The organism is Streptomyces sp. NPDC059875 (genome assembly GCF_042731085.1).
Taxonomy (GTDB): domain Bacteria; phylum Actinomycetota; class Actinomycetes; order Streptomycetales; family Streptomycetaceae; genus Streptomyces.
This window is the reverse complement of record NZ_JBHWJZ010000033.1, coordinates 60,483-83,195: the sequence shown is the minus strand read 5'-3', so window position 1 is coordinate 83,195 and position 22,713 is coordinate 60,483. Positions and strand designations below refer to the sequence as shown.

General features: G+C 72.8%; 15 protein-coding genes. 9 read left to right on the top strand and 6 right to left on the bottom strand.

Annotation, left to right across the window (positions count from 1 at the left end):
* Positions 1–190 precede the first annotated feature (190 nt).
* The 4 genes from ACFV9D_RS31430 to ACFV9D_RS31415 all read left to right on the top strand — a co-directional run bounded on the left by ACFV9D_RS31430 (position 191) and on the right by ACFV9D_RS31415 (position 12,061).
* Positions 191–8,641 (top strand): hypothetical protein, encoded by an 8,451-nt coding sequence (locus tag ACFV9D_RS31430; protein ID WP_385153724.1) that lies wholly within the window; start codon positions 191–193, stop codon positions 8,639–8,641.
* Between the two features lie 163 nt (positions 8,642–8,804).
* A complete protein-coding gene (locus ACFV9D_RS31425) occupies positions 8,805–9,878 on the top strand; it encodes a PP2C family protein-serine/threonine phosphatase (protein ID WP_385153721.1) in 1,074 nt (357 codons plus the stop codon).
* A gap of 260 nt (positions 9,879–10,138) precedes the next feature.
* Positions 10,139–11,479, top strand: a complete 1,341-nt coding sequence (locus ACFV9D_RS31420) for a transcriptional regulator (protein ID WP_385153719.1) — start codon at positions 10,139–10,141, stop codon at positions 11,477–11,479.
* A 51-nt stretch (positions 11,480–11,530) separates the two neighbouring features.
* Complete coding sequence (locus ACFV9D_RS31415) at positions 11,531–12,061, top strand: NUDIX hydrolase (RefSeq protein ID WP_361847352.1); 531 nt, start codon at positions 11,531–11,533, stop codon at positions 12,059–12,061.
* An 80-nt stretch (positions 12,062–12,141) separates the two neighbouring features.
* On the opposite strand, the gene ACFV9D_RS31410 is transcribed toward ACFV9D_RS31415, so the two are convergent.
* The gene (locus tag ACFV9D_RS31410) at positions 12,142–13,002 is read right to left on the bottom strand and encodes a 3-hydroxybutyryl-CoA dehydrogenase (RefSeq protein WP_385153716.1); all 861 of its coding nucleotides are present in this window, start codon (positions 13,000–13,002) and stop codon (positions 12,142–12,144) included.
* Positions 13,003–13,172: 170 nt separating this feature from the next.
* Here ACFV9D_RS31410 and ACFV9D_RS31405 point away from each other — a divergent pair, with 170 nt between their 5' ends.
* Positions 13,173–14,411 (top strand): glycoside hydrolase family 10 protein, encoded by a 1,239-nt coding sequence (locus ACFV9D_RS31405; RefSeq protein ID WP_385153713.1) that lies wholly within the window; start codon positions 13,173–13,175, stop codon positions 14,409–14,411.
* Between the two features lie 10 nt (positions 14,412–14,421).
* Here the strand turns inward: ACFV9D_RS31405 and ACFV9D_RS31400 are convergent, their stop codons facing one another.
* Both ACFV9D_RS31400 and ACFV9D_RS31395 read right to left on the bottom strand, forming a co-directional pair.
* On the bottom strand, positions 14,422–14,616 hold the full coding sequence (locus ACFV9D_RS31400) for a DUF1918 domain-containing protein (RefSeq protein WP_385153710.1): 195 nt from the start codon (positions 14,614–14,616) through the stop codon (positions 14,422–14,424).
* Between the two features lie 84 nt (positions 14,617–14,700).
* Positions 14,701–15,624: a DMT family transporter gene (locus ACFV9D_RS31395; RefSeq protein WP_385153707.1), complete on the bottom strand. Its 924-nt coding sequence runs from the start codon at positions 15,622–15,624 to the stop codon at positions 14,701–14,703.
* Here ACFV9D_RS31395 and ACFV9D_RS31390 point away from each other — a divergent pair.
* From ACFV9D_RS31390 to ACFV9D_RS31375, 4 genes are all read left to right on the top strand, one after another.
* Positions 15,623–17,059 (top strand): PLP-dependent aminotransferase family protein, encoded by a 1,437-nt coding sequence (locus ACFV9D_RS31390; protein WP_385153705.1) that lies wholly within the window; start codon positions 15,623–15,625, stop codon positions 17,057–17,059. The two genes, ACFV9D_RS31395 and ACFV9D_RS31390, sit on opposite strands and share 2 nt — an antisense overlap.
* 56 nt (positions 17,060–17,115) lie before the next feature.
* A complete protein-coding gene (locus ACFV9D_RS31385) occupies positions 17,116–17,565 on the top strand; it encodes a GNAT family N-acetyltransferase (RefSeq protein WP_385153702.1) in 450 nt (149 codons plus the stop codon).
* A gap of 83 nt (positions 17,566–17,648) precedes the next feature.
* Positions 17,649–18,224, top strand: coding sequence for a histidine phosphatase family protein (locus ACFV9D_RS31380; RefSeq protein WP_385153700.1), 576 nt, complete (start codon positions 17,649–17,651; stop codon positions 18,222–18,224).
* A gap of 84 nt (positions 18,225–18,308) precedes the next feature.
* Positions 18,309–19,484: a methyltransferase gene (locus ACFV9D_RS31375; protein ID WP_385153698.1), complete on the top strand. Its 1,176-nt coding sequence runs from the start codon at positions 18,309–18,311 to the stop codon at positions 19,482–19,484.
* On the opposite strand, the gene ACFV9D_RS31370 is transcribed toward ACFV9D_RS31375, so the two are convergent.
* The 3 genes from ACFV9D_RS31370 to ACFV9D_RS31360 all read right to left on the bottom strand — a co-directional run bounded on the left by ACFV9D_RS31370 (position 19,481) and on the right by ACFV9D_RS31360 (position 22,658).
* Positions 19,481–19,885 (bottom strand): VOC family protein, encoded by a 405-nt coding sequence (locus tag ACFV9D_RS31370; RefSeq protein ID WP_385153695.1) that lies wholly within the window; start codon positions 19,883–19,885, stop codon positions 19,481–19,483. The two genes, ACFV9D_RS31375 and ACFV9D_RS31370, sit on opposite strands and share 4 nt — an antisense overlap.
* A 91-nt stretch (positions 19,886–19,976) precedes the next feature.
* Positions 19,977–21,578: an ABC-F family ATP-binding cassette domain-containing protein gene (locus tag ACFV9D_RS31365; RefSeq protein ID WP_385153692.1), complete on the bottom strand. Its 1,602-nt coding sequence runs from the start codon at positions 21,576–21,578 to the stop codon at positions 19,977–19,979.
* A gap of 225 nt (positions 21,579–21,803) precedes the next feature.
* On the bottom strand, positions 21,804–22,658 hold the full coding sequence (locus ACFV9D_RS31360; protein ID WP_385153689.1) for an RNA polymerase subunit sigma-70: 855 nt from the start codon (positions 22,656–22,658) through the stop codon (positions 21,804–21,806).
* Positions 22,659–22,713: the final 55 nt, after the last annotated feature.

Here is a 22,713-nt window from a genome sequence, read left to right as displayed (position 1 = left end):
GCGCCCGGTCACCCGACCGGGCGCAGCCCCTTTTCCGCATTCCGGATCATGACGCATCGTCGGGTCGATAGAATCGCATCTCCGACGCCGAGTTCCGTCCCTCGCTGCCAACTGCACGTTCAGCAGCCGGGGTTGTGCGGCATACGACGCTGCGGAGTGAAGGGTCCGGAGTCCAGCGGGGAGTATCACGGTGACGGCGATCGAGGGTGTGGGGGAAACGCAGGGTTCGGTACCCGCCGCTGCCGGTGAGGCAACGGCCCGGTTCATCCGGCATTGCCTGACCCGCGGTACCGGCATCGACCGGGAAGTGCTGCGATCGGCCGCACCATTCGTCGTCCTGCTCCATCGCCGCTCCGCCATCCTCGCCTCTGCCGTCGTGTCGCCCGAACAGCGCACGCCCGAGAGCGCGCTGGTGGCGGAGCTCGTGTCACAGCTCGGTGCGGCGGCACTGCAGGCCCAGGACATCGCGCTCGCTCAACTGCTGAGCTGGGCGCGGCAGGCGTGGTCGGTGCGCAGGTACGACGTCTTCGACACGGAGCAGGCACTGCCGGTGCACCTGACGCACCAGCTGTCGGAGCTGTTACGCTCCGCGCCGTCCCCGGTCATGCTCCAGGCCGCGGGTACGAGGCTGCTCCGGACACTGGCCGAGGAACTGCGGGCCTGTGCGGACGAGCACGCCAGGATCGACCGGCACCTCGGCCCGGAGCTCTTCACGCGACCTGTCACCACGTTGCTCGACGGGCTCGCAGCCGGAGCCTCCAGGGACCAGGGGTTCCTGGAGCACGGTCCCGACGAGCTGGTGACCCGGGCACTGACTGCCGGCGGAGGGGCGGCAGCGCACTACAACAGCCCTGCCGGCGCGGCCAAGTTGCGGCGGCTGACAGCAGCCGTCGGCGACGTCACCGAGCGCGTCCGGCGCATCATGGAGCTCGCCGCCGAGTTCCGCTGGCGGCCGCTCGACGTGCCCGACCCGCACCAGCTGGAGCACCCGGATCTCGACCCCGAACTCGTGCCGGTCCTCCTGGCCGCGCTGGAGAGCGACCCCGCCCCGGAGTCGCCGCGTACCCCCGGCGGGGATTCCCTGATCGCCTGGATCGCCGCCGAGGCCCTCGCCTCGGCCGACCCCCACCACCGTCACCAGGTCGCCGTCGTGGCACGACTCACCGACGTCGACCCGAAGCTCCTCGAACCCGCGCTGGCTCCGCTGGAGCGACTGCGGGAACGCAGCGAGGAACTACTCCGCGACGCGGGCGACAAGGGCGCCCAGATCCTCAGCCCCCTGGGGGAGATGGTCACCGAGGCGCTCGCCCGAGGCGACCTGGAGGAGGCCGGACAGGGGGTCGAACTGCTCGGCGAGGCGCGCGCCGAGTCGGACATCGCCCGCGGGCTGGAGCGGGTCCGTGCGGAGCTCAAGGCCCTCGCCGTCCCCGACGCCGCCGTCGCCCTGGACGTGCGGACCGCGGAAACCTACAACGCGAACGGCGACCTGCACGCCGCCGCCGAGTACCTCCGGCGCGCCGAGGACCGGCTCCGAGCCACGGGAACCACCTCCGACCAGGCCGGCGACGGCAGTGAGCAGGCTCACGCCACGGACACCCAGCCGTCCGGGGACGGCGCCGCCCCGTCCACCGGGCCGTCGGAGGCGGACCCCGACCGGGCCCCCGAGCCGCTGCCGACCGACGGCGCGAGCCTTCCGGCCCAACGCGACAGCACCGTCGCCACCATTCAGGAGGGCTGGAGCCCGGACGCCTCCCCGGACACCCGGGCGGCGGCGCGGACGGTGCTGCGGCAGCTCGGCGCGGAAGGCTCGTTCCAAGAGGTGAGCCGGGTCGCGCGACAGCTCACCTTCGCCGTCCCCGACGCCGCGGCGGACCTGTTGGAAGCCGCCGTCTCCCGATTCCCCCGACAGACGCATCCCACCATGTGGCAGTTGCAGGAGCAGGCCCTGCGTGCGGCCGGGCGACTCATGACGGCCGACGAGGTGTTCCACCGGGGACACCCGCCGCTGCCGCCGGCCGACCTGCTGTCGGCGAATCCCGTCACACCGGTGCCACCGCTCGCTCCCTGGCTGATCTCGCCCGACGGCGCGGCCCTCGGCAACCCGGTCGTCGCCGAGGCCGCCCGTCTGGCCGCCGTGAACGAATCGGCCGGCGCCGCCGAGGCCTTCACCACCGCGGCACTCGCGGGAGCCAAGCTCGCGCTCGGCCCCGCCGTCGGCTGGCACGTCGAGGCCGGCAGTCCGGCCGCGGCACTGGCCGTCTACCGCGATCTCGCCCCGCGGCAGTACCTGAACGCGGCCGCCGCCTGGAACGTCGCCTGCGCCTACGCCGCCGTGGGAGCCGAGCGGCTCGCCGTGGAGTCCCTGCACGTGATGGCCCGGGTCCTGCCCGGGCGCCCGAACCAGGCGCAGAAGGACGCGGCCGACGCCTACTGCGCACGGCTGGGTCTCCCGTCCCCGTTCGCGGAGGTCGAGACCCGGCGGGAGCCGTCGGTCCCGGGCGCCGGCGAGCAGACCCGCGAGTCCGTGGCCAAGCAGATGTACGAGAGGGGGGACGTCCAGGGCGCCGCCCGCGAACTCGAGGACCTGCTGCGTGACAACCCGTCGTCCCCCGGGGCGTTCCTCATGCTCCGCATCTGCCGGGAGACGGGTGACCTCCCGCGCGCCCAGGCCATCGTCCGGCGCATCTCCGAAGCGCGCGGCGCACTGAGCTGGCGACACCACATCGAACTGGCCCGCACCGCGCTCGACAGCCGCATCGCGGACTACGAGGTGGCCCGTCGCGAGCTCGAGCGGGCGCGGGGACTCAAGGCCACCGAGACCTGGATCGCGCCGCTCGAACAGCGCCTGAGGGAGGTGACGACGGCCCCGAACATCCCCGGCGCCGCTCCGCGCGACAGCGTCCCCGGGACCGGGCAACCCGGCCCGCCGCAGTGGGCGGAGGACCGGGCCGCGTCCCAGGCCGAGTCCCGTGGGGCCGCGTACGGCGGCATGGGGACGGCCGCCATCGTGTCGGGCCTGCGCTCGGGAACGCTGCCGACGCCGCCCGAGACGACGCTGAGGGACCTGCACGACGCCGTCGCCGCCAGCCATGACGACTACCTCGTCCGCGCTTTCGCCTTCTGGCTGATGGACTCGGAACGCCCCATGGAGGCCGTACGGCTCCTGGAACGCAGCCTCGCCTGGACAGAACCCCAGAGGATCCCGCGCGTCCTGCTCGTCCGGGACCGAGCGGCCGCCGCGGCCGGTGTGGCGCCGTCCGCGCTGCGCCCGCCGAGCGCCCCCCGGCTGGCCGAGGCGGGGCCGGAGGTACCGGGCCGGGCACGCCACCTCGGCGTCCGCCGCACGCAGATCATCGGACCGCCGGCCACCCAGCCCGCCATCCGCGCCGCTCAGCAGCCGCTCCCCGGAGCTTCACCCGACGACATGGCCGACGCGTGGGTACGGGCCGCCCGCTCGCACCCCGTGGCCACCGGCAACGCCCTCGCCGAGCTCGTCGACGCGGGGCGTCCCGAGGAAGCGTTGCGGCTGCACAGCGAGCTGGCCGACACCCGCTGGCTGGGTTCCGGGGCCGCGTGGAATCTCGGCTGCGCGTATGCGGCCACCGGCCGGGTGGAGGCCGCGGCGGCCACCTTCGAGTACCACGCACGGGTGTCGACGCGTCGGTACGACGAACAGCAGGCCGTCGGGCTCGGCGCGCTCTTCGCCGTCGTGGGCCGACCCGTGCCCACACCGGCGAAGAGCGGCCCGGAAACGCCCCCCTCCCACACCGTCCATTCCCCCGTCGCCGCGGTGTCCGGACCCGCGCAGTCGTCCGCCGTCTGGCAGGTTTCCCGAGCGGCGTACCCACGGACGCCGTCGCAGGCCTCCGCGCCCGTGCGGTCCTCGCAGGCCCTGGAGGAGGCGGAGTCGAATGCCGCGCAGCTGATCGCCCAGTGCCGCAGCGAACCGAGCTCCCACCACTTCCGCCTCGCGGCGGATGCCGCCCGCCGGGCCATGCGGGCCGGAGGGACCGCCACGGCGGGCCGTTACGTCGCGACCATGCGCGAGCTGTTCACGTACCAGCCGGACCCGCAGCCGGACACGGTCGCCGCCATGGCGATGGTGCTGGAGACGGCGGAGCGGTACGAGAACGCCTGGGACCTGTTGACCGAATGGATCGAGCGGAGCAGTGCCGACGCCGAACTGCTCGCCCCCGCCGTCCGGGTCGCGCGGCTGCTCGATCGCGTCGAGCAGCTCCATCAGCTCCTGCAGCCCTACGTCGCATCCGACAGCGGCTTCGAGCTGCACCTGAGCATGGCCAAACTGGCCCAGACCCTGAACCGCAAGGACGAGCTCGTCCATCACGCCGAGATGGCGTTGCGGCTCAACGCCAACTGCGCGGAGGCGGCCAGTCTCCTGCGCAACTCCGGGGGCGGCCGGCTGCCCCGCCGCGACCACCAGCAGGCCGTCGGACTGCGTCAGCGGCTCGCCGCGGCACAGACCACGCGCCGGCAGGCCGTGGAGATGCTGGAAAGCGAGTACGGTGACGCGCTCGCCGCACTCCGCGTGCAGGCACTGTCGCGCTTCCGGCCGGAGGTCAGCCGGAACACCTTGAAGTCGGTACTCGGCGCCACGTGGCGGGCAAGGGCCGTGGACATCCTCGCTGCCGCGGAGGACGACTGGGAACTCGCCGCGGACCTCGCGCGCAAGCTGCTCGACGAGGCCCCCAGGTCGATCGCCCTGATCCAGGCCGCCGCCGACTGTCTGATCGAGGCGGAGCGCCACGACGAGGTTCGTACGGTGGCGGCTCTGCCGGGATCGGAGGCCAAGAGCCGCGAGATCCTCGTCCGGCTCGCCTGCGCGCAGGGGGACCACGCCGAGGTCGGGCGGCTGATGTCCGGCGTCGAAGTGTGGCACAACGACCGGACGAAGCTTCTCGCGCACGTGGGTGTTCTCGCTGAGCCGGACATGGGCGCCAGCCCGGCCGAGGCCGCACGACTCCTGCTGGTGCACGCCCGGTTGACGTCCCGCAGCGAGAACCTGGCGGGATTCGCGGCGCTCCTGGCCGACCGCGCCGGTCGGACGGAGCTGGTCGACGAGGCCATCGAACTCCTGCGACGGGACGAGATGCCGTCCGCGCAGGCTCTGGTGGACAGTGCCCTCGCCGCGCATGTTCCCGAGGCGCTCAACGGGATCAGCCGGCCCCTCGGCGCGGACCAGCTGCGCGCGATCGTCGCGTACATGGGGACCGACCGGGAACGCGCCGTGCGTTTCCTGTCCCACACGAACGACCGGAGCAGCCCGGCCTACGTCGAGGAACGGAAGGTCCGCAACCGCATCCTCGGGCGGATCTACGCCGAGGACGGCATGGTCGGACGGGCGCTGGAGGCGTACCGGAAGGCGCTGGACCTGGGCGACGACCCGGAGGGGATCCTGCCGGATCTCACCGCGCTCTGCGCGGAGTGGGGTGCGGCGGATCCTGCCGAGGCGGCGGCGGGACTGCTCGCCGGGGGCACGGTGAGCGACGTCTGGGCCGAGGCGGAGGTCACGCCGGAGGCCGCCCGGCTCCTGGCCGGACTGACGGAGCATCCGGGCCGCCCCGGCCTGGAACTGGCCGCGGAGGTGGAACAGATCGCTCACGCCTTCGCCGACGGCGCCGTCGGCCCGGACGCCCTGCTGTGCCGGCGGCTGGGGGAGCGGTGGCGGCGACTGGTCGAGATGATCGCGGACGTCAACGCGCGGGGCGAGGCGCCGCTGCCGCCGATCAGCGCCGCGCGCCCGGACGTGGACGTGACGATCAGGGAGGGCAAGGCCCGGGCACACTCACTCGCCTCTGCCGCCGTGCGGGATGCCGCCCTCCAGGTACAGCGCGTACTCCAGGAGGTCTGGGAGACGACCGGACACGAACGGCTGCGGGCCAACGCGGGCACCCAGGCCCCCCTCAACTGGCGGGAGATCAAGACCACGCGGCTCGACGGCGGACCGGTGGAACTCCGTCTGAAGCTCAGGGCCGGCTCCGACCCCCTCGGCTCGGTGACCGTCCGGGTACAGGGCACGAAGGTCGTCCATGGGCTCGGCCGCATGGAGCCGGAAGCCGTTGCCTCCCTCTTCCTCGTCGTCCCCTCGCCCGGCAATCAGCTGGTCATCGACGCCGAAGGCGTCCTGCCCGACGAGAGCATCGGCCGAGCCAGGGAATTCGTGGCGAGGATCGAACCGCTCACCCGCCGCGAGGGACTCTCCTCCCGCTTCCGCCCCGGCGACCCCGTCAACACCAAGATGTTCGCGGGCCGGGCCGCCGAGATGGACCGACTCCGGGCCGCCTTCGGCGACGCCTGGCGCGAATCCGTCCCGCCGGTGTGCATGACGGGATCGCGCAGGGCCGGCAAGACGTCCCTGGTGCGTCAGCTGACCCGGCTGTGGGGCGGCACTCCCGAGTCGCTCCTCCCGCCCGAGCGCTGGCGCATCCCCCAGGTCTTCCCTGTCCTGCTCGACGGCCAGTCGGTGGATCCGCGCTCGGCCCCGCTCCTCACCTGGATCGCCAAGGAAGTGTGCGACCAGGTCGAGGAGCACTACGACATCGACCCCACTGTCCTGACCCTCCCCGGAACACCGGACGCGGTCGACTTCCGGCGTTGGTGGCGGGGCGTGCGGCGGGCGGTCTGGCCGGACCGGAAGGTGGGACTGCTGCTCGTGGTCGACGAGTTGCAGGATCTGCTGCTCCGCTACGAGGACGCAGCCGAGCTGTCCCGCGCACTCGGCGACCTCCGGCGGCTGCGTCAGGACGGCACGCTCGCGCTGCTGCTCACCGGCTCCGACACGGCGGCCCAGCTCGGACAACGCCTGGCCGGCACCCTGTCCCGCCAGGACTTCCTGCACCCCCTCGCGCTCGGACCGCTCGACCGGCAGGCCACCCTCCAGGTGATCCACCAGGGCTTCTCCGGCACCGGCGTGGACGTGCGACCCTCCGCCGCCGAGCTGGTCTTCCAGTACACCGCGGGCCACCCCCAGCACGTCCACATGATGGGGCGCGCCCTGTGCGAGCTTCTGGAGTCCACGAACCGCACGGTCGTCGACGACGGTCTGGTGGACGAGGCCTTCGGCCAGGTGACGCGGCAGGACGAGGCCGTGCTCGGGCTCCTCGAGCCGTACGCTCCGGCGGAGGGGGCGCTGGACGTGCTCCTCCGGGTCGCCCAGGAGCTCGACACGGACCCCGACGAGAAGGCGGTGCGTGCCGCTCTGGTCGAGGAGGCACATCGCAGCCGACTGGACGACTACCTCGACTACGGCCTGCTCGTCCGCAACGGCACTGACCTGACCTGGATCAACACCGTCGTCGAGACATGGCTGGGCGGGCAGACAGCTGCCTGGGAGAACGGCTCGAGGGCCGTCCCCGAGCACGAGAAGGAGCTGCGCCCGCATTATGTGGTCACCCATCGCTACGAGGACTCGTTGACGAACGCGTGTGAGGTCCAGCCCCTCCCGAAGCGGGACGTCACCTACATCGCCAAGCGGTATCCGGGAGCCCCGCCGGCGGCGCTGCAGCGGATCGAGGAACTCTTCGACGCCCTCTCGGGAGTGAACCTGGACGGTTTGCCCGACGGCTGGAAGCGCAACGGCAGTTGGCTGCTTCACCGGAAGGTCGCCGGGCGATCGCTGTCCGCTTCCCTTCGCCACGGCAGTGCCATGGATGCATGGGAGGCGGCGCGCATGGTGATGTACGCGTGCTACGCGGTGGGCCAGGTGTGGGAGGGGCGGAAGACGACACACGGTGACATCCGCCCCGGGAACCTCATCGTGCCCGAGGGCCCGGACGGGCCGCCGTTGTACGTGGTCGGTTGGGGACACGGCGGCGAGTACCGGGCGGGCGGGTCGGTGGAGCAGCTGCTGCCAAGAACCCCTTCCGGCTACTACCCCTGGGCTGACCGGGAGGGGCGCACCCCCACGCTGGAGGACGACACTTTCGCGTTGGCCGGCGTCCTGTACACGATGCTCAGTGGCAAGGAAGAACTGCCGTGGGACGGGCCCGCGACCGCCGACGGGCAGGGATACGACCTGCAAGTCGACCGCATGCCGCTGGCGTTGCAGTCGATCCTCGTCGTGGCCCTCGGCGACTCGGCGCGTCGGTACCGTTCGCCGGTCAAGCTTGCCGATGCGATCCAGGCCGTCCTGCCCAAGGAGTCGTCGGAGAAGAAGGAGTCGGAACCGAACGTCACCGTCAACAACACCAACAACAACTACCTCTCCGGCAACAGCACTTCATCCACTCAAGCGACCAGCACCTCGGAGGCAAACATGGGCGACAAGTTCGAAGTCTCGGGCACGCTCACCAACTCGCCAGTTGGCAAGAACATCAAGAACAGCAACAACTCCTCCTCGCAGGGCACCCCGGCCGTCCCCGCCGGGGCCCAGGCGAGCCTCACCGAACTCGTCGAGCAGCTTCGCCAGGAACTGGCCAGTATTCGCCCGCAGTTGACGGACGGTGACGCGCAGGACCTGGACGGGAACGTCTCGTCGCTGGAGACCGAGGCCGCCAGCGAGGAGCCGGACGCCCGTCGCGTGGGCCGCCTTGCCGGGTGGGTCCGGGGAATCCTCGAGGGCGTCGGCGGGGCGGCGGCCGCCATCACCGTGACCGAGGCCATCAGCGGACAGTTCGGAGTCTGACGGCCCCGTCCGACACGCGTGCCGGGGTCTCACTCCTTCGGGTGAGACTTCGGACGGAGGAACCTCCCGGGCCGGGCCGCGCGGGAGGATCGACGCGGCCACAGGGGCGGGCCTGTGTGCCGCAGGGCCTTCGGGCGCTGCAGGGCCTCAGGAAGGGCCGTGCATGATCCGTACGAGGACGTTGCTCTCCGACGACTCCCGGCTGCGCAGGCTGGGACCACTCGCCCTTCCCACCCTCTGGGGTGCCGTGGCCGTGACATGGAAACTCGGCTGTCCGCTGGCCCAGCAACCGGGCCTCCCCATGCGGATCGCGACCAGCGTGGTCTTCTTCACCGTGGGCACCGGGCTGATCCTCGGCATCCGCCGAGGTCTGTCGCGCGAGCTGAAGCGGATGCGGGCCATCGCCCACGCCACCCAGCGCGTGCTGCTGCGCCCGCCGCCGCCCCGGCTCGACGGCCTCTCCGTCGCCGCAGGCCAGCTCTCCGCCTCCCGCGGCGCATCCGTCGGCGGGGATCTGTACGAGGCGGTGGCCACCCCCTACGGCGTACGGGTCGTCATCGGAGACGTCCGGGGCCACGGCCTCGCGGCCCTCGGCGCCGTCGTCGCCGTGCTCGGCAGCTTCCGTGAGGCCGCCCACGACGAACCCGAACTCGGCGGCGTCCTGCGCCGGCTCGACCGGGCACTCGGCAGGCACCTGCGCGAGCGCGCCCGCGACGAACACCCGGCGGTCTGTTCCGGACGCGAGCCGGAGCACCCCGCGGCCGAGGAGTTCGTCACCGTACTGCTCCTGGAGATCCACCCGGACGGGGAGGTGTACGCCCTCAACTGCGGGCATCCCGGCCCGTACCGGATCGGCCACCGCGTGGAGGCCGTCCCCGTCGGCGACCCGCTGCCGCCGCTCGGCGCCTTCCCGCTGCCGGCCGAGCTCTCCCCGTACCACTGCACTCGGCTCCAGCCGGGCGAGGCGCTCTTCCTGCACACCGACGGTGCCGAGGACGCCCGCGACGGAGCGGGCCGCTTCTTCGCGCTCGAACCGGTCCTGGCCGAGGCGGCCCGGGACGCCCTCCCGCCCGCCGCGCTCGTCCGCCGGGTGCACACCGCTCTTCTGCGGCACACCCGCGGCCGACTCGCCGACGACGTAGCCCTGTTGGTCGTCCGCAACGACCGGGTGCGGGTTCCGGCGCAGCCCGCCGAACCCGGGCTGCGCCGTACCCGACCTGCGCCCTCCCCTCACTAGTGAGCGATGGGACATGAGGCCGGCGCCACCCGCCCTGCCACGGAGTGTCGGGCAGGTCGGCAGGGCGGGTGGCGCGAGCGGGCCGCCTACTGTACGAGGGGGAGCCGGCGGCCCGGTCGCCTTGCGGCGAGGCGCTCAGTCAACCGGCCCGGACGGAAACGCGGCAGAGCGCACGGACCGGAAATACGGGCACTTCATTCACACCCCGTGCGAAACCACCCACGGCTACGCTGGTCGCGCCCGCGGACTAGGAGGGGCCCATGCAGCCCAACACCCTGCTCGACGCCCTGCTCGACGAGGCGGGCATCTCGCACGCCGGTCTCGCCGCCCATGTGAACCAGGCGGGCCGTTCCCGGGGCCTCGTGCTGCGGTACGAACACACCGCCGTGGCCCGCTGGTTGAAGGGCCAGCGGCCGCGGGGCCAGGTCCCCGACCTGATCTGCGAGGTGCTGGCCACTCGGCTGCACCGGGCGGTCACCCTCGACGACATCGGCCTGGGCGTGCCGGGCAGCGGCGCCGTCGCGCACGGCTCGCCGCTCTCGGGGTTCGTCGAGAGGGCCACCGCCCTCTGGCGCTCCGACGAGCAGCAGCGGCCGCACATACTCGGCGCGGAGGCCGTCACCGGGACGCCGGCCGTGATGCCGGTCTGGGAGTGGGAGAACCCTCCGGAGGACTCCGATGTGTCCCGCGACGGCCGGACCCGGGTGTCGATGGCCGACATCACGATGCTCCGTGCCGCCCGGGCGCACTACGAGCAGATGTACCGCAAGGCCGGCGGCATCGCGACCCGCGTACGGATCGTCGGCTTCCTCAATTCCGAGACGGCGCCGCTGCTGCGGGGCGCGTACAGCGACAGCATGGGCCGCCAACTGCACCGCGCCACGGGCGGTCTGGTGGCGGTGGCCGGCATCTGCGCCTACGACGCCGACGCGCACGGACTCGCGCAGCGCTACTTCCATCAGGCACTGCGCCTCGCGAAGGCGAGCGGGGACCGGGGCCTCGGAGCCTATGTGATCGCGCTGCTCGTCAACCAGTCGCTGTTCATGGGGGAGTACCGGCAGGCGGTGGCGTTCGCAGAAGCGGCGCTGCGGGCGGCCGGGCGGCAGATCACCCCGGCGCTCGCGGCCGATCTCTCCGCGATGCAGGCGAAGGCGTACGCGCATCTCGGCGACGGGGCGGCCGCGTTGGCCTGCATCCGCCGCGCGGAGGCGGAGGCGGAGCGGATCAGCCCGGGGAGCGAGCCGGCCGAGACGGGCTATGTGCAGCCGGGTCTCGTCAATGTGCAGGTCGCCGAGGCGCTGCTCAGTCTGGGTGATCTTCCGGCGGCGCGGGAGCACGCGCGGGCGGCCGTGGAGACGCCGGCGCACGACCGGGGCAGGGTGCACCGGCTGGCGATGCTGTGCCAGATCGAGCTGCGGCAGGGCGAGGCGGACGAGGCGGCGCGGACAGCCGTGGAGATGACCGAGCGGGCGCGCGGCATGGAGTCGCAGCGGCTGCGCGACCGGCTGCGGCTCGTGCGGGAGCACCTGCTGGCGACCGACTGCGGGGACGCGCGCGAGGCGGCCGAACTCATCGACGGGGCGCTACGCGTTCCCCTGTGAGCCCGGGGCTGCTGCCATATTGCCACCGACCAATCGGAAGGTGGCAGAAACGTGCAGTGGACGAAACTGAGCGAACAACCTGTCTATGAGAACCGCTGGTTCCGGGTGAACCTCGCGGACGTCGAACTCCCGGACGGCCGCCACCTCGACCACTATCTGATCCGGCTCCGCCCGGTCGCCGTCGCGACCGCCGTCAACGAGGCCAACGAAGTCCTCATGCTCTGGCGGCACCGCTTCATCACCGACAGCTGGGGCTGGGAGCTGGCCGCCGGTGTCGTGGAGGACGGCGAGGACCTGGAGACGGCCGCGGCCCGCGAGATGGAGGAGGAGACGGGCTGGCGCCCGGGGCCGCTGCGCCATCTCCTCACCGTCGAGCCGTCCAACGGCCTCACCGACGCCCGGCACCACCTCTACTGGGCCGAGGAGGCCACGTACATCGGCCCGCCCGAGGACGACTTCGAGTCCTCACGGCGTGAGTGGATACCGCTCAAACTGGTCCCCGACATGATCGCCCGGGGCGAGATCCCGGCGGCCAACATGGCCGCCGGGCTGCTGATGCTGCACCATCTGCGGCTCGGCTGATCGGCCCGCGGACGGCGCGACAGAACGCCGAACGGCCCGTACCTGTGCGGGTGTACGGGCCGAACGGTGATCGGTGGGGCTCAGGGGTACGGGTAGAAGCCCGAGCCGGTCTTGCGGCCGAGCCGGCCCGCGTCCACCATCCGCTGGAGCAGCGGGGGAGCGGCGTACAGCGGCTCCTTGTACTCGGTGTACATCGAGTCGGCGATCGAGACGATCGTGTCCAGACCGATCAGGTCGGCGAGCTTCAGCGGGCCCATCGGGTGGGCGCAGCCGAACTCCATGCCGTTGTCGATGTCCTCACGGCTCGCGATGCCCGACTCGAACATCCGGATCGCGGAGAGCAGGTACGGGACCAGCAGCGCGTTGACCACGAAGCCGGACCGGTCCTGGGCACGGATGGCGTGCTTGCCGAGCACCTTCTCGGCGAAGACCTGCGCGCGGCTGATCGTGCCCTCGGAGGTGGTGAGGGCCGGGATCAGCTCGACGAGCTTCTGCACCGGAGCCGGGTTGAAGAAGTGGATGCCGATGACCTGGTCGGGGCGCGAGGTCGCGACGGCGAGCTTCACCAGGGGGATCGAGGAGGTGTTGGAGGCGAGGATCGCGTCCTGCCGGGTCACCACCTGGTCCAGCACCTGGAAGATCTCGGTCTTGACCTGCTCGTTCTCCACGACGGCCTCGATGACGAGGTCGCGGTCGGCGAACTCGCCCAGGTCAGTGGTGAAGCTGAGCCGCGCCAGCGTCGCGTCGCGCTCCTCCTCGCTGATCTTGCCGCGCTCGGCCGCCTTCGCGAGCGAGTTGAAGAGCCGCGTGCGGCCGATCTCCAGCGCCTCACCGGTCGTCTCGGCGACCTTCACCTCGAGGCCGCTGCGGGCACACACCTCCGCGATGCCCGCGCCCATCTGGCCGCAGCCCACCACTCCGACGCGCTCAATGTCGGCCATGGAGTCCGTCACCTCGTGCCTTTCGCTGTTCTCTGGCGGCGGGCCCCGTGTGATTCCGGTGCGTCCGCCTCGACCCCACGACGTTACCGCTCATTAACCGATGATCGATCGTCCGGGGCGGGCATGATCTGCTCATGCGTGTGACGTATCCGACACCTGAGGGGTGACATATGGGACCCATCGGCAGAAGAGGGTTCGTGGCGGGCACGGCGCTGGCGGCGCTCTCCGCCGCCGTCGGCCCCGCGGGCGGGACGCCGTCCGCACGGAAGGGGGCGCGCGCGGTGAACGAGTTCCGTGGCATGTGGCTGGCGACGATCACCAACCGCGACTGGCCCTCCATCCCGGGCCTCGACCGCGCGCGGCAGCGGGCCGAACTCCTTGCCCATCTGGACAGGGCCGTCGAGCGCCGGCTGAACACGGTGATCCTCCAGGTGCGGCCGAGCGCCGACGCCCTCTGGCCCTCCCCCCACGAGCCCTGGGCCGAGTGCCTTACCGGGGTGCAGGGCCGCGATCCCGGCTGGGACCCGCTGGGGACGGCCGTCACCGAGGCCCATGCGCGGGGCCTTGAGCTGCACGCCTGGTTCAACCCGTACCGCGTGGCACATCACACGGACCCGGGCCGGCTGTCCGCCGACCACCCGGCCCGGCGCCACCCGGACTGGATCGTTCGATACGGCGGGCAGCTCTACTACAACCCCGGTCTGCCCGAGGTCCGCCGCTTCGTCCAGGACGCGATGCTCGACGCCGTCCGCCGCTACGACATCGACGCCGTGCACTGGGACGACTACTTCTACCCGTATCCGGTCGAAGGCCAGGCCTTCGACGACGACGCGGCCTACGCGCGCTACGGCGCGGGCTTCCCGGACCGCGCGTCCTGGCGGCGGAACAACATCGACCTGCTCGTCTCCGAGTCGTCCGCCCGGATCAAGGAGATCGACAAGGACCTGGACTTCGGGATCAGCCCCTTCGGGGTGTGGCGCAACGCCTCCACCGACCCGCAGGGTTCGGACACCGAGGCGGGCGCGCAGACCTACGACGATCTGTACGCCGACACCAGGAAATGGATCACGAAGGGCTGGATCGACTATGTGGTCCCGCAGCTGTACTGGAACATCGGCTTCGGCGCCGCCGACTACGCCAAGCTCGTGCCCTGGTGGGACGCGCTGGTGCGGAACACCGCCGTCCGGCTGTACATCGGTGAGGCGCTCTACAAGTGCGGTGACCCTGCCCAGCCCGCCGCGTGGCAGGACCCGAAGGAACTCTCCCGCCATCTGACGCTCACCGGCCGCTATCCGACGGTCGGCGGGCACTGCTACTTCTCGGCGAGCGAAGTCACGTCGGACCGGATCGGGGCGATGGCCGCCGTCGTGGCCGATCACTACCCGACCGGGGTCCGCTCACCGCGTTAGGAGATGCGGTTCACGTCTTCTCGTGGTGACGCACGACGGTGTCGGGGCCCGGCGACATCAGGGCCTCGTGTCCGTCGTCGTCGAACTTCACGCGGTACGGGGGGTTGCCGTTCTCGCCCAGGACCTGAAGGACCTCGGCCGTACGGTCGTGCTGACCGACGGTCCGGCCGTGCACCAGCAGTTTGTCGCCCACTGTCGCTCGCATCGGGCTGACCTCCTCGCGGCCGTGCCTGTCCTACTTCGGAGTCTACGTCCGCCATTGTGACCCGCATCACCCCCGTGCGCGCGTTCAGCTCTTCGCGCGCTGGGTCACCGCGATGCACACGAGGACGGCGCCTGCGGCGAGCGGCGCCGCGGGGGACAGGGACTCGCCGAGCAGCGAGACCGACCAGACGAGGGTCAGCAGCGGCTGCGCGAGCTGGAGCTGGCTGGCCTTGGGGATGCCGATCGCCGCCATGCCCCCGTACCAGACGTACATCCCGAAGAACGTGGAACCGGCCGCGACCCAGACGAGACCGATGACGCCGTGGGCGCCGAGGTGGACGGGCTCGAAGGAGAGCGCCACGGCCGAGCCGGCGACCATCAGCGGCAGGCAGAGGATCAGCGCCCAGCCGATGACCTGCCAGCCCGGCATGAGCCGGGCGAGCCTGCCGCCCTCGGTGTATCCGGCCGCGCAGACCAGGAGCGCGCCGAAGAGGTACAGGTCGCCCGTGGACAGGGTGCCGCCGCTCTGCTGGAGCGTGAAGGCGATGACGACGGCCGCGCCGGAGACGGCCGCGATCCAGAACGTACGCGACGGGCGGCGGCCCGTGCGGATCGCGGCGAGGGTCGCCGTGGTGAGCGGCAGCAGACCGACGACGACGGCGGCGTGCGAGGTCGTGGAGGTCTGCAGGGCCAGGGTCGTCAGTAGCGGGAAGCCCACGACGACACCGCCGGCGACGACGGCGAGGCCGGCCCAGTGGCGGCGCTCGGGCAGCGGGACCCTCATCGCGAGCAGGAAGCCACCGGCGACGAGCGCGGCGAGCGTCGAGCGCAGGGCGACCAGCGACCAGGGGCCGAAGCTCTCCAGGCCCCAGGCGGTGGAGGGGAAGGTGAGCGAGAACGAGACCACGCCCAGCGCGGCGAGGAGCGTTCCGCGGGTCTGCGGTGAGGTGGTCGAAGTGCTGTCGACCGCTATCGCCGTGGTGGGAGTAGCGCTATTCTGTGCTGTCATGCAAGAGCGTAGCAGTGTCGGTGAACTGGCCAAGTCCCTGAAAGCGGAACTCAACCGCTACTCGCCAGGTGGGAAGCTGCCGTCGAGCCGCGCGCTCGTCGAGCGCTACCGCGTCTCGCCGGTCACGGTCACCAGGGCCCTCGCCCAGCTCGCCGCCGAAGGGCTTGTCGTCACCCGACCGGGGGCCGGCGCGTTCCGGGCCGAGCCCCGCACCCGGACACCCGTCGTGGGGGACACCTCCTGGCAGGAGGTGTCGCTGAGCGCCGACACCGCGACCGAGCTGGTGCCGCGCGCCGTCGACGCGTCCGGCGTGCTCGTGACCCTGTCGGCGCCGCCACCGGGCGTCGTCGAGTTCAACGGCGGCTATCTGCACCCCTCGCTCCAGCCCGAACGCGCCATGGCCGCCGCCCTGGCCCGCGCGGGCCGCCGCCCCGGCGCCTGGGGCCGGCCGCCCACCGACGGCCTGCCCGAACTGCGCGAGTGGTTCGCCCGCGAGATCGGCGGCAGCGTCACCGCCGCCGATGTCCTCATCACGGCGGGCGGCCAGTCCGCCATCACCACCGCGCTGCGGGCCCTCGCCCCGCCCGGCACGCACGTCCTCGTCGAGTCGCCGACCTACCCCGGGATGCTCGCGATCGCCCGCGCGGCCGGCCTGCGTCCCGTCCCGGTCCCGGCCGACGCCGACGGCGTCCGCCCCGAACTGCTGGAGGCCGCCTTCCGGGCCACCGGAGCCCGGGTCCTCGTCTGCCAGCCGCTCTTCCAGAACCCGACCGGCGCCGTCCTCGCGCCCGAACGCCGACGCGACGTCGTCCGGATCGCCCGCGCGGCGGGCGCCTTCGTCGTCGAGGACGACTTCGCCCGCCGGCTCGTCCACGAGGACGCCGCCCCGCTGCCCGCGCCCCTCGCCGCCGAGGACGCGGACGGCGTCGTCGTGCACGTCTGCTCCCTGACCAAGCCCACTTCCCCGAGCCTGCGCGTCGGCGCCCTCGCGGCCCGTGGCCCCGTCCTGGAACGGCTGCGCGCCATCCAGGTCGTCGACAGCTTCTTCGTCGCCCGCCCGCTCCAGGAGGCCGCCCTGGAACTCGTCGGCTCGCCCGCCTGGAGCCGCCATCTGCGCGCCGTCTCCCAGGAGCTGAGGAACCGCCGCGACGTCATGGCCGGAGCCCTCGCCCTCCACCTCCCCGAACTCGCCCTGCCCCACATCCCCTCCGGCGGCTACCAGCTCTGGCTCCGGCTCCCCGACGCCATCCCCGAACCCGCCCTCGTCGCGGGCGCGCTGCGGGCCGGTGTCGCCGTCGCCCCCGGCCGCCCCTACTTCTGCGCCGAACCGCCCGCCGGCCACATCCGGCTGAGCTTCGCGGGCGTGGCCGGGCCCGCCGAGATCGCCGAGGGGGTGCGGCGGCTGCGGACGGCGGTCGACGAGCTCACCGCCTGAGACGCCCGGCGAAATCGACCTGACAACCGCCACGGCGTCCTGGGAGCCTGCGCACCATGAGCAATGCGACCACCCCACCCCTCCTTGCGCACGGCGCCTACGAGATCTCCACCGACCCGGCCCGGATCGACCGGGCCCGGGTCCACCACTGGCTCTCCACCGACGCGTACTGGGCGCTGGACCGCCCCCGCGAGAAGCAGGACCGGGCCGTCGACGGCTCCCTGAACTTCGGCGCGTACGACCGCGAGACGGGGGAGATCGCCGCCTACGCCCGGGTCGTCACCGACCACGCCACCTTCGCCTGGCTCTGCGACGTCTACGTCGACCGGCCGGCCCGCGGCACCGGGCTCGGCACCGCGCTCGTCACCGCCGTCCGGGACCACCTGGAGCCGTACGGGCTGCGCCGCATCATGCTCGCCACCGCCGATGCGCACGGTGTGTACGAGAAGGTCGGTTTCGAGCCACTGCGGAACCCGGACAACTGGATGGCTCTCGGTCTGAACTGACCCCCCGGCCACCCCATGGCCCCGATCGGTGCGGCGCATATGCCCTCTTGACCTGCCAGGCTTCCGGCCTCACGATCGCGGCCATGGGTCTTCGGGTCACGCTCGTCGCAGCGGCGCGCAGCTCCTCCCTGCTCGCCGAGCGGTTCGACGACGACCGGCCGCTCGACGAGGCCGGCTGGTACGAGGTGCAGCTCGCCGCGCACACGCTGGTCCCCCTCGGCGCCGCCGAACTGCGCTACTGCTCCCCGACGCCTCGCAGCCGCGCCACCGGCACGGCGCTCGGTTACGCCCCGCTCGCCCAGCCCGCCCTGCGCGACTGCGACATGGGCCGCTGGCGCGGACTGACCCTCGCCGAGGTCGCTGCCCTCGAACCGGCCGCCGTCGACGCCTGGCTGACCGACCCGCGGACCGCCCCGCACGGCGGCGAGACCCTCCTCGCCTTCATCTCGCGCATAGGGGGCTGGCTCGACACCCGGCCCGCCGACGACGGCTCCATCGTGGCCGTCGCCGAACCCGCCGTCGTACGGGCCGCCCTCGTGTACGCGCTCAAGGCGCCTCCCGCCACGTTCTGGAACGTCGACGTCCGCCCGCTGTCCACGGTCACCCTCACCGGCCGCCCAGGGCTCTGGCACCTCCACCTCCAGGCGGCCGTCGGTTAGGGCCTGTCCGGCGGATCATGGCCGGGGCCGCGGCGTCCGGCACTGGCGGGGGGCGGCGCGGGGACCGGCTAGCCTGAGACCACGATGAACCGTTTGACCACGTCATGGGGCGAGTTCCCGCTCACCCGCTTCCCCGAGGACCCGCGCGACACCCTCCGAGCCTGGGACGCGTCCGACGAGTACCTGCTGCGACACCTGGCCGAGACCGACACCGACCTGTCCGGCGCGGTCGCCGTCGTCGGCGACCGCTGGGGCGCGCTGACCACCGCGCTCGCCGCCCGGCGCCCCGCCGCGCTCACGCAGATCTCCGACTCCTACCTCGGCCGCCGGGCGACCGAGGAGAACCTCGCCCGCTCCGGGGCCGCGCCGGACGCGGTCTCGCTGCTCACCACCCAGGACCCGCCGCCCGATCGCGTCGACGTCCTGCTCGTGCGCGTCCCCAAGAGCCTCGCGCTCCTGGAGGACCAGCTCCACCGGCTCGCGCCCGCCGTGCACGAGGGGACCGTGGTCGTCGGGACCGGCATGGTCAAGGAGATCCACACCTCCACCCTCCAGCTCTTCGAGAAGATCCTCGGCCCCACCCGTACCTCGCTCGCCGCGAAGAAGGCCCGGCTGATCTTCTGCACCCCGGATCCGGGACTGGCACGGCCGGCCAACCCCTGGCCGTACCGGTACGAACTCCCCGCCGACGCGGCGATCGTCGCCGGGAGGAGCGTCACCAACCAGGCCGGGATCTTCTGCGCCGACCGCCTCGACATCGGCACCCGCTTCTTCCTCCAGCACCTCCCGACGGACCTCGGGCGGGCCCGGGTCGCCGACCTGGGGTGCGGAAACGGAGTCGTCGGCCTGGCCGTCGCGCTCACCGAGCCCGAGGCCGAGCTGGTCTTCGCCGACGAGTCGTACCAGGCCGTCGCCTCGGCCGAGGAGAACTTCCGTACCCACGCGGCCCCCGGCCGCACGGCCGAATTCGTGGTCGGCGACGGGCTTGCGGACCTCGCTGCGGGCTCGGTCGACGTCGTGCTCAACAACCCGCCGTTCCACAGCCACCAGGCCACCACCGACCGCACCGCACGCCGGATGTTCACCGACGCGCGGCGCGCCCTGCGGCCGGGCGGGGAGCTGTGGGTGATCGGCAACCGGCACCTCGGCTACCACGTCACACTGCGCCGCATCTTCGGCTCCTGCGAACTGGTGGCGAGCGACCCGAAGTTCGTGGTCCTGAGGGCCGTCAAGCAGGGCGGCGGGCCGGCACCGGCCTAGTTCCCCCAGGTGCGGGAGCAGAGGACGAGCCGGTACCCGTCGGGGTCGGCGACCGTGACGCCGAACTCGTCCCAGTACGGGTTGTGCGACCGCACCCGCGTGCCGCCCGCGGCGACCAGCCGTGCCACCTGGGCCTCCTCGACGGGAGCGCCCAGGTAGAGCACGAACAGGTCGTCGACGGTCGGGGTCGGCGCCAGCGGGTTCTCGGGGTCGTGGGTGAGCTCGAAGTGCCACGTGCCGTCGGCCGGGCCGACCATGACCAGGTCGTGCTTGCCCGACACCCGCTCCGTGGTCCGCCACAGCACGTCGAGGCCGAGCCCCTCGACGTAGAAGCGCTCGGCGGCGGCGATGTCCCCCGAGGGGCGGGCGACACGGATGTGGGTCTGCGCGTTGATGATCATGGTGTGGAGCGTAGTACCCCCGGACGGAGCAGCCCTGGGCGGAGTACCACCCGGGCGGAGCACCCCAGGGCTGAGTGCCGCCGGGACGGGACTACGCCAGGGTCACCAGGTCCCGGTACTCCTCGCTCCACAGGTCCTCGTCCGCGTCCGGTAGCAGCACCACCCGTTCCGGCCGCAGCGCGTCGATCGCCCCCTCGTCGTGCGTGACCATCACGATCGCGCCCGGGTACGCGCCCACGGCGGCCAGGACCTCGTCCCGCGACGCCGGGTCCAGGTTGTTCGTCGGCTCGTCCAGGAGCAGGACGTTCGCGCCCGAGTGGACGAGGCCGGCGAGCGCGAGCCGGGTCTTCTCCCCGCCCGACAGGACCCCGGCCCTCTTCTCTGCGTCGTCGCCCCGGAACAGGAACGCGCCGAGGACCCCCCGTACCTCCGCGTCCGTCAGCTGCGGAGCGGCGGCGGCGAGGTTCTCCCGGACCGTGCGGGCGGGGTCGAGCGTCTCGTGCTCCTGGGCGAAGTACCCGACGCGAAGTCCCGGACCGCGCACCACGCGCCCGGAGTCGGGCCGCTCCCGCCCGGCGAGCAGCCGCAGCAGCGTGGTCTTGCCCGCGCCGTTGAGGCCGAGCACCACGAGCCTGCTGCCTCGGTCCACGGCGAGGTCGACGCCGTCCAGGACCGGGCGCCCGGTCCCGTACGCCTTGGTCAGGGAGACCGCGCCGAGCGGCATCCGGCCGCACGGCGCGGGCTCGGGGAGCCGGATACGGGCCACCTGCTCGGCCCGGCGTGCCGGTTCGAGCCCGGCGAGCATCCGGTCGGCGCGGCGGGCCATGCTCCGGGCCGTCGTCGCGGTCGCGACCCGGGACTTCATCCGCTCCGCCTGGGCGTGCAGCGCGGCCGCCTTGCGTTCCGCATTGGCCCGCTCGCGGGTCCGTCGGCGCTCGTCGGCGTCCCGCTGGGCGAGGTACGCGGCCCAGTCGGTGTTGTGGATGTCGATCGTGGCGCGCTGCGGATCGAGGTGGAACACCCGGTTGACCGTGTCGGCCAGGAGGGAGACGTCGTGGCTGATCAGCACCAGACCGCCCTGGTGCGCGGCGAGGAACCCGCGCAGCCAGCCGATCGAGTCGGCGTCGAGGTGGTTGGTCGGCTCGTCGAGCAGCAGCGTGCCCTCGCGGCCGTGTCCCGCGAAGAGGATCCTGGCCAGCTCGACCCGCCGCTTCTGGCCGCCGGAGAGCGTGCCGACGGTCCGCCCCAGGACATCGGTGGGCAGGCCGAGACCGGCGGCGACCCGGGCGGCCTCGGCCTCGGCTGCGTATCCGCCGCGGGCTTCGAACTCCGCCTCGGCGCGGGCGTACGCGGCCATGGTCCGCGCGTCCGCCGAGGCTCCGAGGGCGGCCGCCGCGGCCTGCAGGGCGTGCGCGGCCCGGTCGAGCCCGCGCGCGGAGAGGATCCGGTCCGAGACCGTGACGGCCGGGTCGGCGGCGCGGGAGTCCTGCGGGAGATGGCCGATCTCGCCGGTGTGGGTGAGGGTCCCGGCGGCCGGGCGGCGCAGCCCGGCCAAGGTGTCGAGGAGGGTGGTCTTCCCGGCGCCGTTGCGGCCGACCAGGCCGATCCGGTCGCCGGGGGCGATGTGGAAGGAGATGTCGGACAGCAGCAGCCGGGCGCCGGCGCGCACGTCGGCACGACGAACGGTGATCATGGGGTAACGCTCCGAAAAAGCAGAAGGACACACGGGTGGCGTGGAAGCGGGTCCTTGAGCTAGGAAATTCGGGGCGTAGACATGTCATCGAGGCTAACGGGCGGCCGGGGGACACGCACCGGATTTTCTCTGCAGGCTCTCCAGGCCAGGCCAGGCCAGGCCAGGCCAGGCCCGGGCCGGGCCAAGGCCAGGCCTGGGCGGCCGCAGACCGCCGAGGCACGCCTGTCAGGACTCCGGAAAGACCAGGTCGAGCCCGCGCAGCCGCTCCTGGTCGGTCGTGATGTCGAGGGCGGTGATCCGCTCGCCCCGGATCGTGAACGCCACCGCGGAGACCGGGCGCCCTTCCATGAACGCCACGACCCCCGTCGCCCCGTTCACCAGCGCCGGCTTCGCCACCGCCGCGAGCCGGGCGAACGCGGCGGCCCCCTGCGCGACGGCGGGCGCGCCGTGGACCGGACCGTTCTCGGAGTGCGCCACGACATCGGGGTCCAGGACGGCGGCGAGGGCCCGCGCGTCCCGCGCCCGGGCGGCGGCGAGGAACACCTCGACAACCGCGCGCCGGCGCCCCGGCTCGGCTGCCGCCGGCTCCCGTCCACCGGAGCCCCGTACCCGGAGCCGTGCGCGTCCGGCGAGGCGTCCCGCCTCCTCGGGGGTGCGGCCGGTGAGGTGCGCGACCTCCCCCAGGGGCAGACCGAACAGCTCGTGCAGGGCGTAGGCGAGCCGCTCGCCCGGTGTCAGCGACTCCAGTACGACGAACAGGGCGAGCCACACGGAGTCGACAGGGCCCCCGGCTCCCGCCGCGCCGACCGCCCCCCATTCCTCGCCCTTGTCCCGCCGCTGACCAGCCCGTTCGTATCCGCCCGGTCGTCGGTGTCCGGCACCCGCCCGGGTCCGGAGCCGGTCCACGCACACCCGCCCGACGGCGACGTCCAGCCAGCTCTCGACCCCGTCGAGCCGCGTCCGCGCCTCGCGCAGCGCGTCCTCCGCCTCGCCGCGCGATCCGAGCATCCGCTGGGCGATGGCCCGCAGCCGGTCCTGGTGGGTGTCGAACCGCCGGGCAAGAAAGTCCTGATCGCGCATGGTGGGCATCACTCCTCGTCGCATCCGTCAGTGTGATGACGGACGCGAGGGGCCG

Bases quoted from the DNA above. Each gene is read 5' to 3' on its own strand.
- ACFV9D_RS31425 (WP_385153721.1), top strand. From the start codon at position 8,805: ATGATCCGTACGAGGACGTTGCTCTCCGACGACTCCCGGCTGCGCAGG.
- ACFV9D_RS31420 (WP_385153719.1), top strand. From the start codon at position 10,139: ATGCAGCCCAACACCCTGCTCGACGCCCTGCTCGACGAGGCGGGCATC.
- ACFV9D_RS31410 (WP_385153716.1), bottom strand. From the start codon at position 13,002: ATGGCCGACATTGAGCGCGTCGGAGTGGTGGGCTGCGGCCAGATGGGC.
- ACFV9D_RS31405 (WP_385153713.1), top strand. From the start codon at position 13,173: ATGGGACCCATCGGCAGAAGAGGGTTCGTGGCGGGCACGGCGCTGGCG.
- ACFV9D_RS31400 (WP_385153710.1), bottom strand. From the start codon at position 14,616: ATGCGAGCGACAGTGGGCGACAAACTGCTGGTGCACGGCCGGACCGTC.
- ACFV9D_RS31390 (WP_385153705.1), top strand. From the start codon at position 15,623: ATGCAAGAGCGTAGCAGTGTCGGTGAACTGGCCAAGTCCCTGAAAGCG.
- ACFV9D_RS31395 (WP_385153707.1), bottom strand. From the start codon at position 15,624: ATGACAGCACAGAATAGCGCTACTCCCACCACGGCGATAGCGGTCGAC.
- ACFV9D_RS31385 (WP_385153702.1), top strand. From the start codon at position 17,116: ATGAGCAATGCGACCACCCCACCCCTCCTTGCGCACGGCGCCTACGAG.
- ACFV9D_RS31380 (WP_385153700.1), top strand. From the start codon at position 17,649: ATGGGTCTTCGGGTCACGCTCGTCGCAGCGGCGCGCAGCTCCTCCCTG.
- ACFV9D_RS31375 (WP_385153698.1), top strand. From the start codon at position 18,309: ATGAACCGTTTGACCACGTCATGGGGCGAGTTCCCGCTCACCCGCTTC.
- ACFV9D_RS31370 (WP_385153695.1), bottom strand. From the start codon at position 19,885: ATGATCATCAACGCGCAGACCCACATCCGTGTCGCCCGCCCCTCGGGG.
- ACFV9D_RS31365 (WP_385153692.1), bottom strand. From the start codon at position 21,578: ATGATCACCGTTCGTCGTGCCGACGTGCGCGCCGGCGCCCGGCTGCTG.
- ACFV9D_RS31360 (WP_385153689.1), bottom strand. From the start codon at position 22,658: ATGCGCGATCAGGACTTTCTTGCCCGGCGGTTCGACACCCACCAGGAC.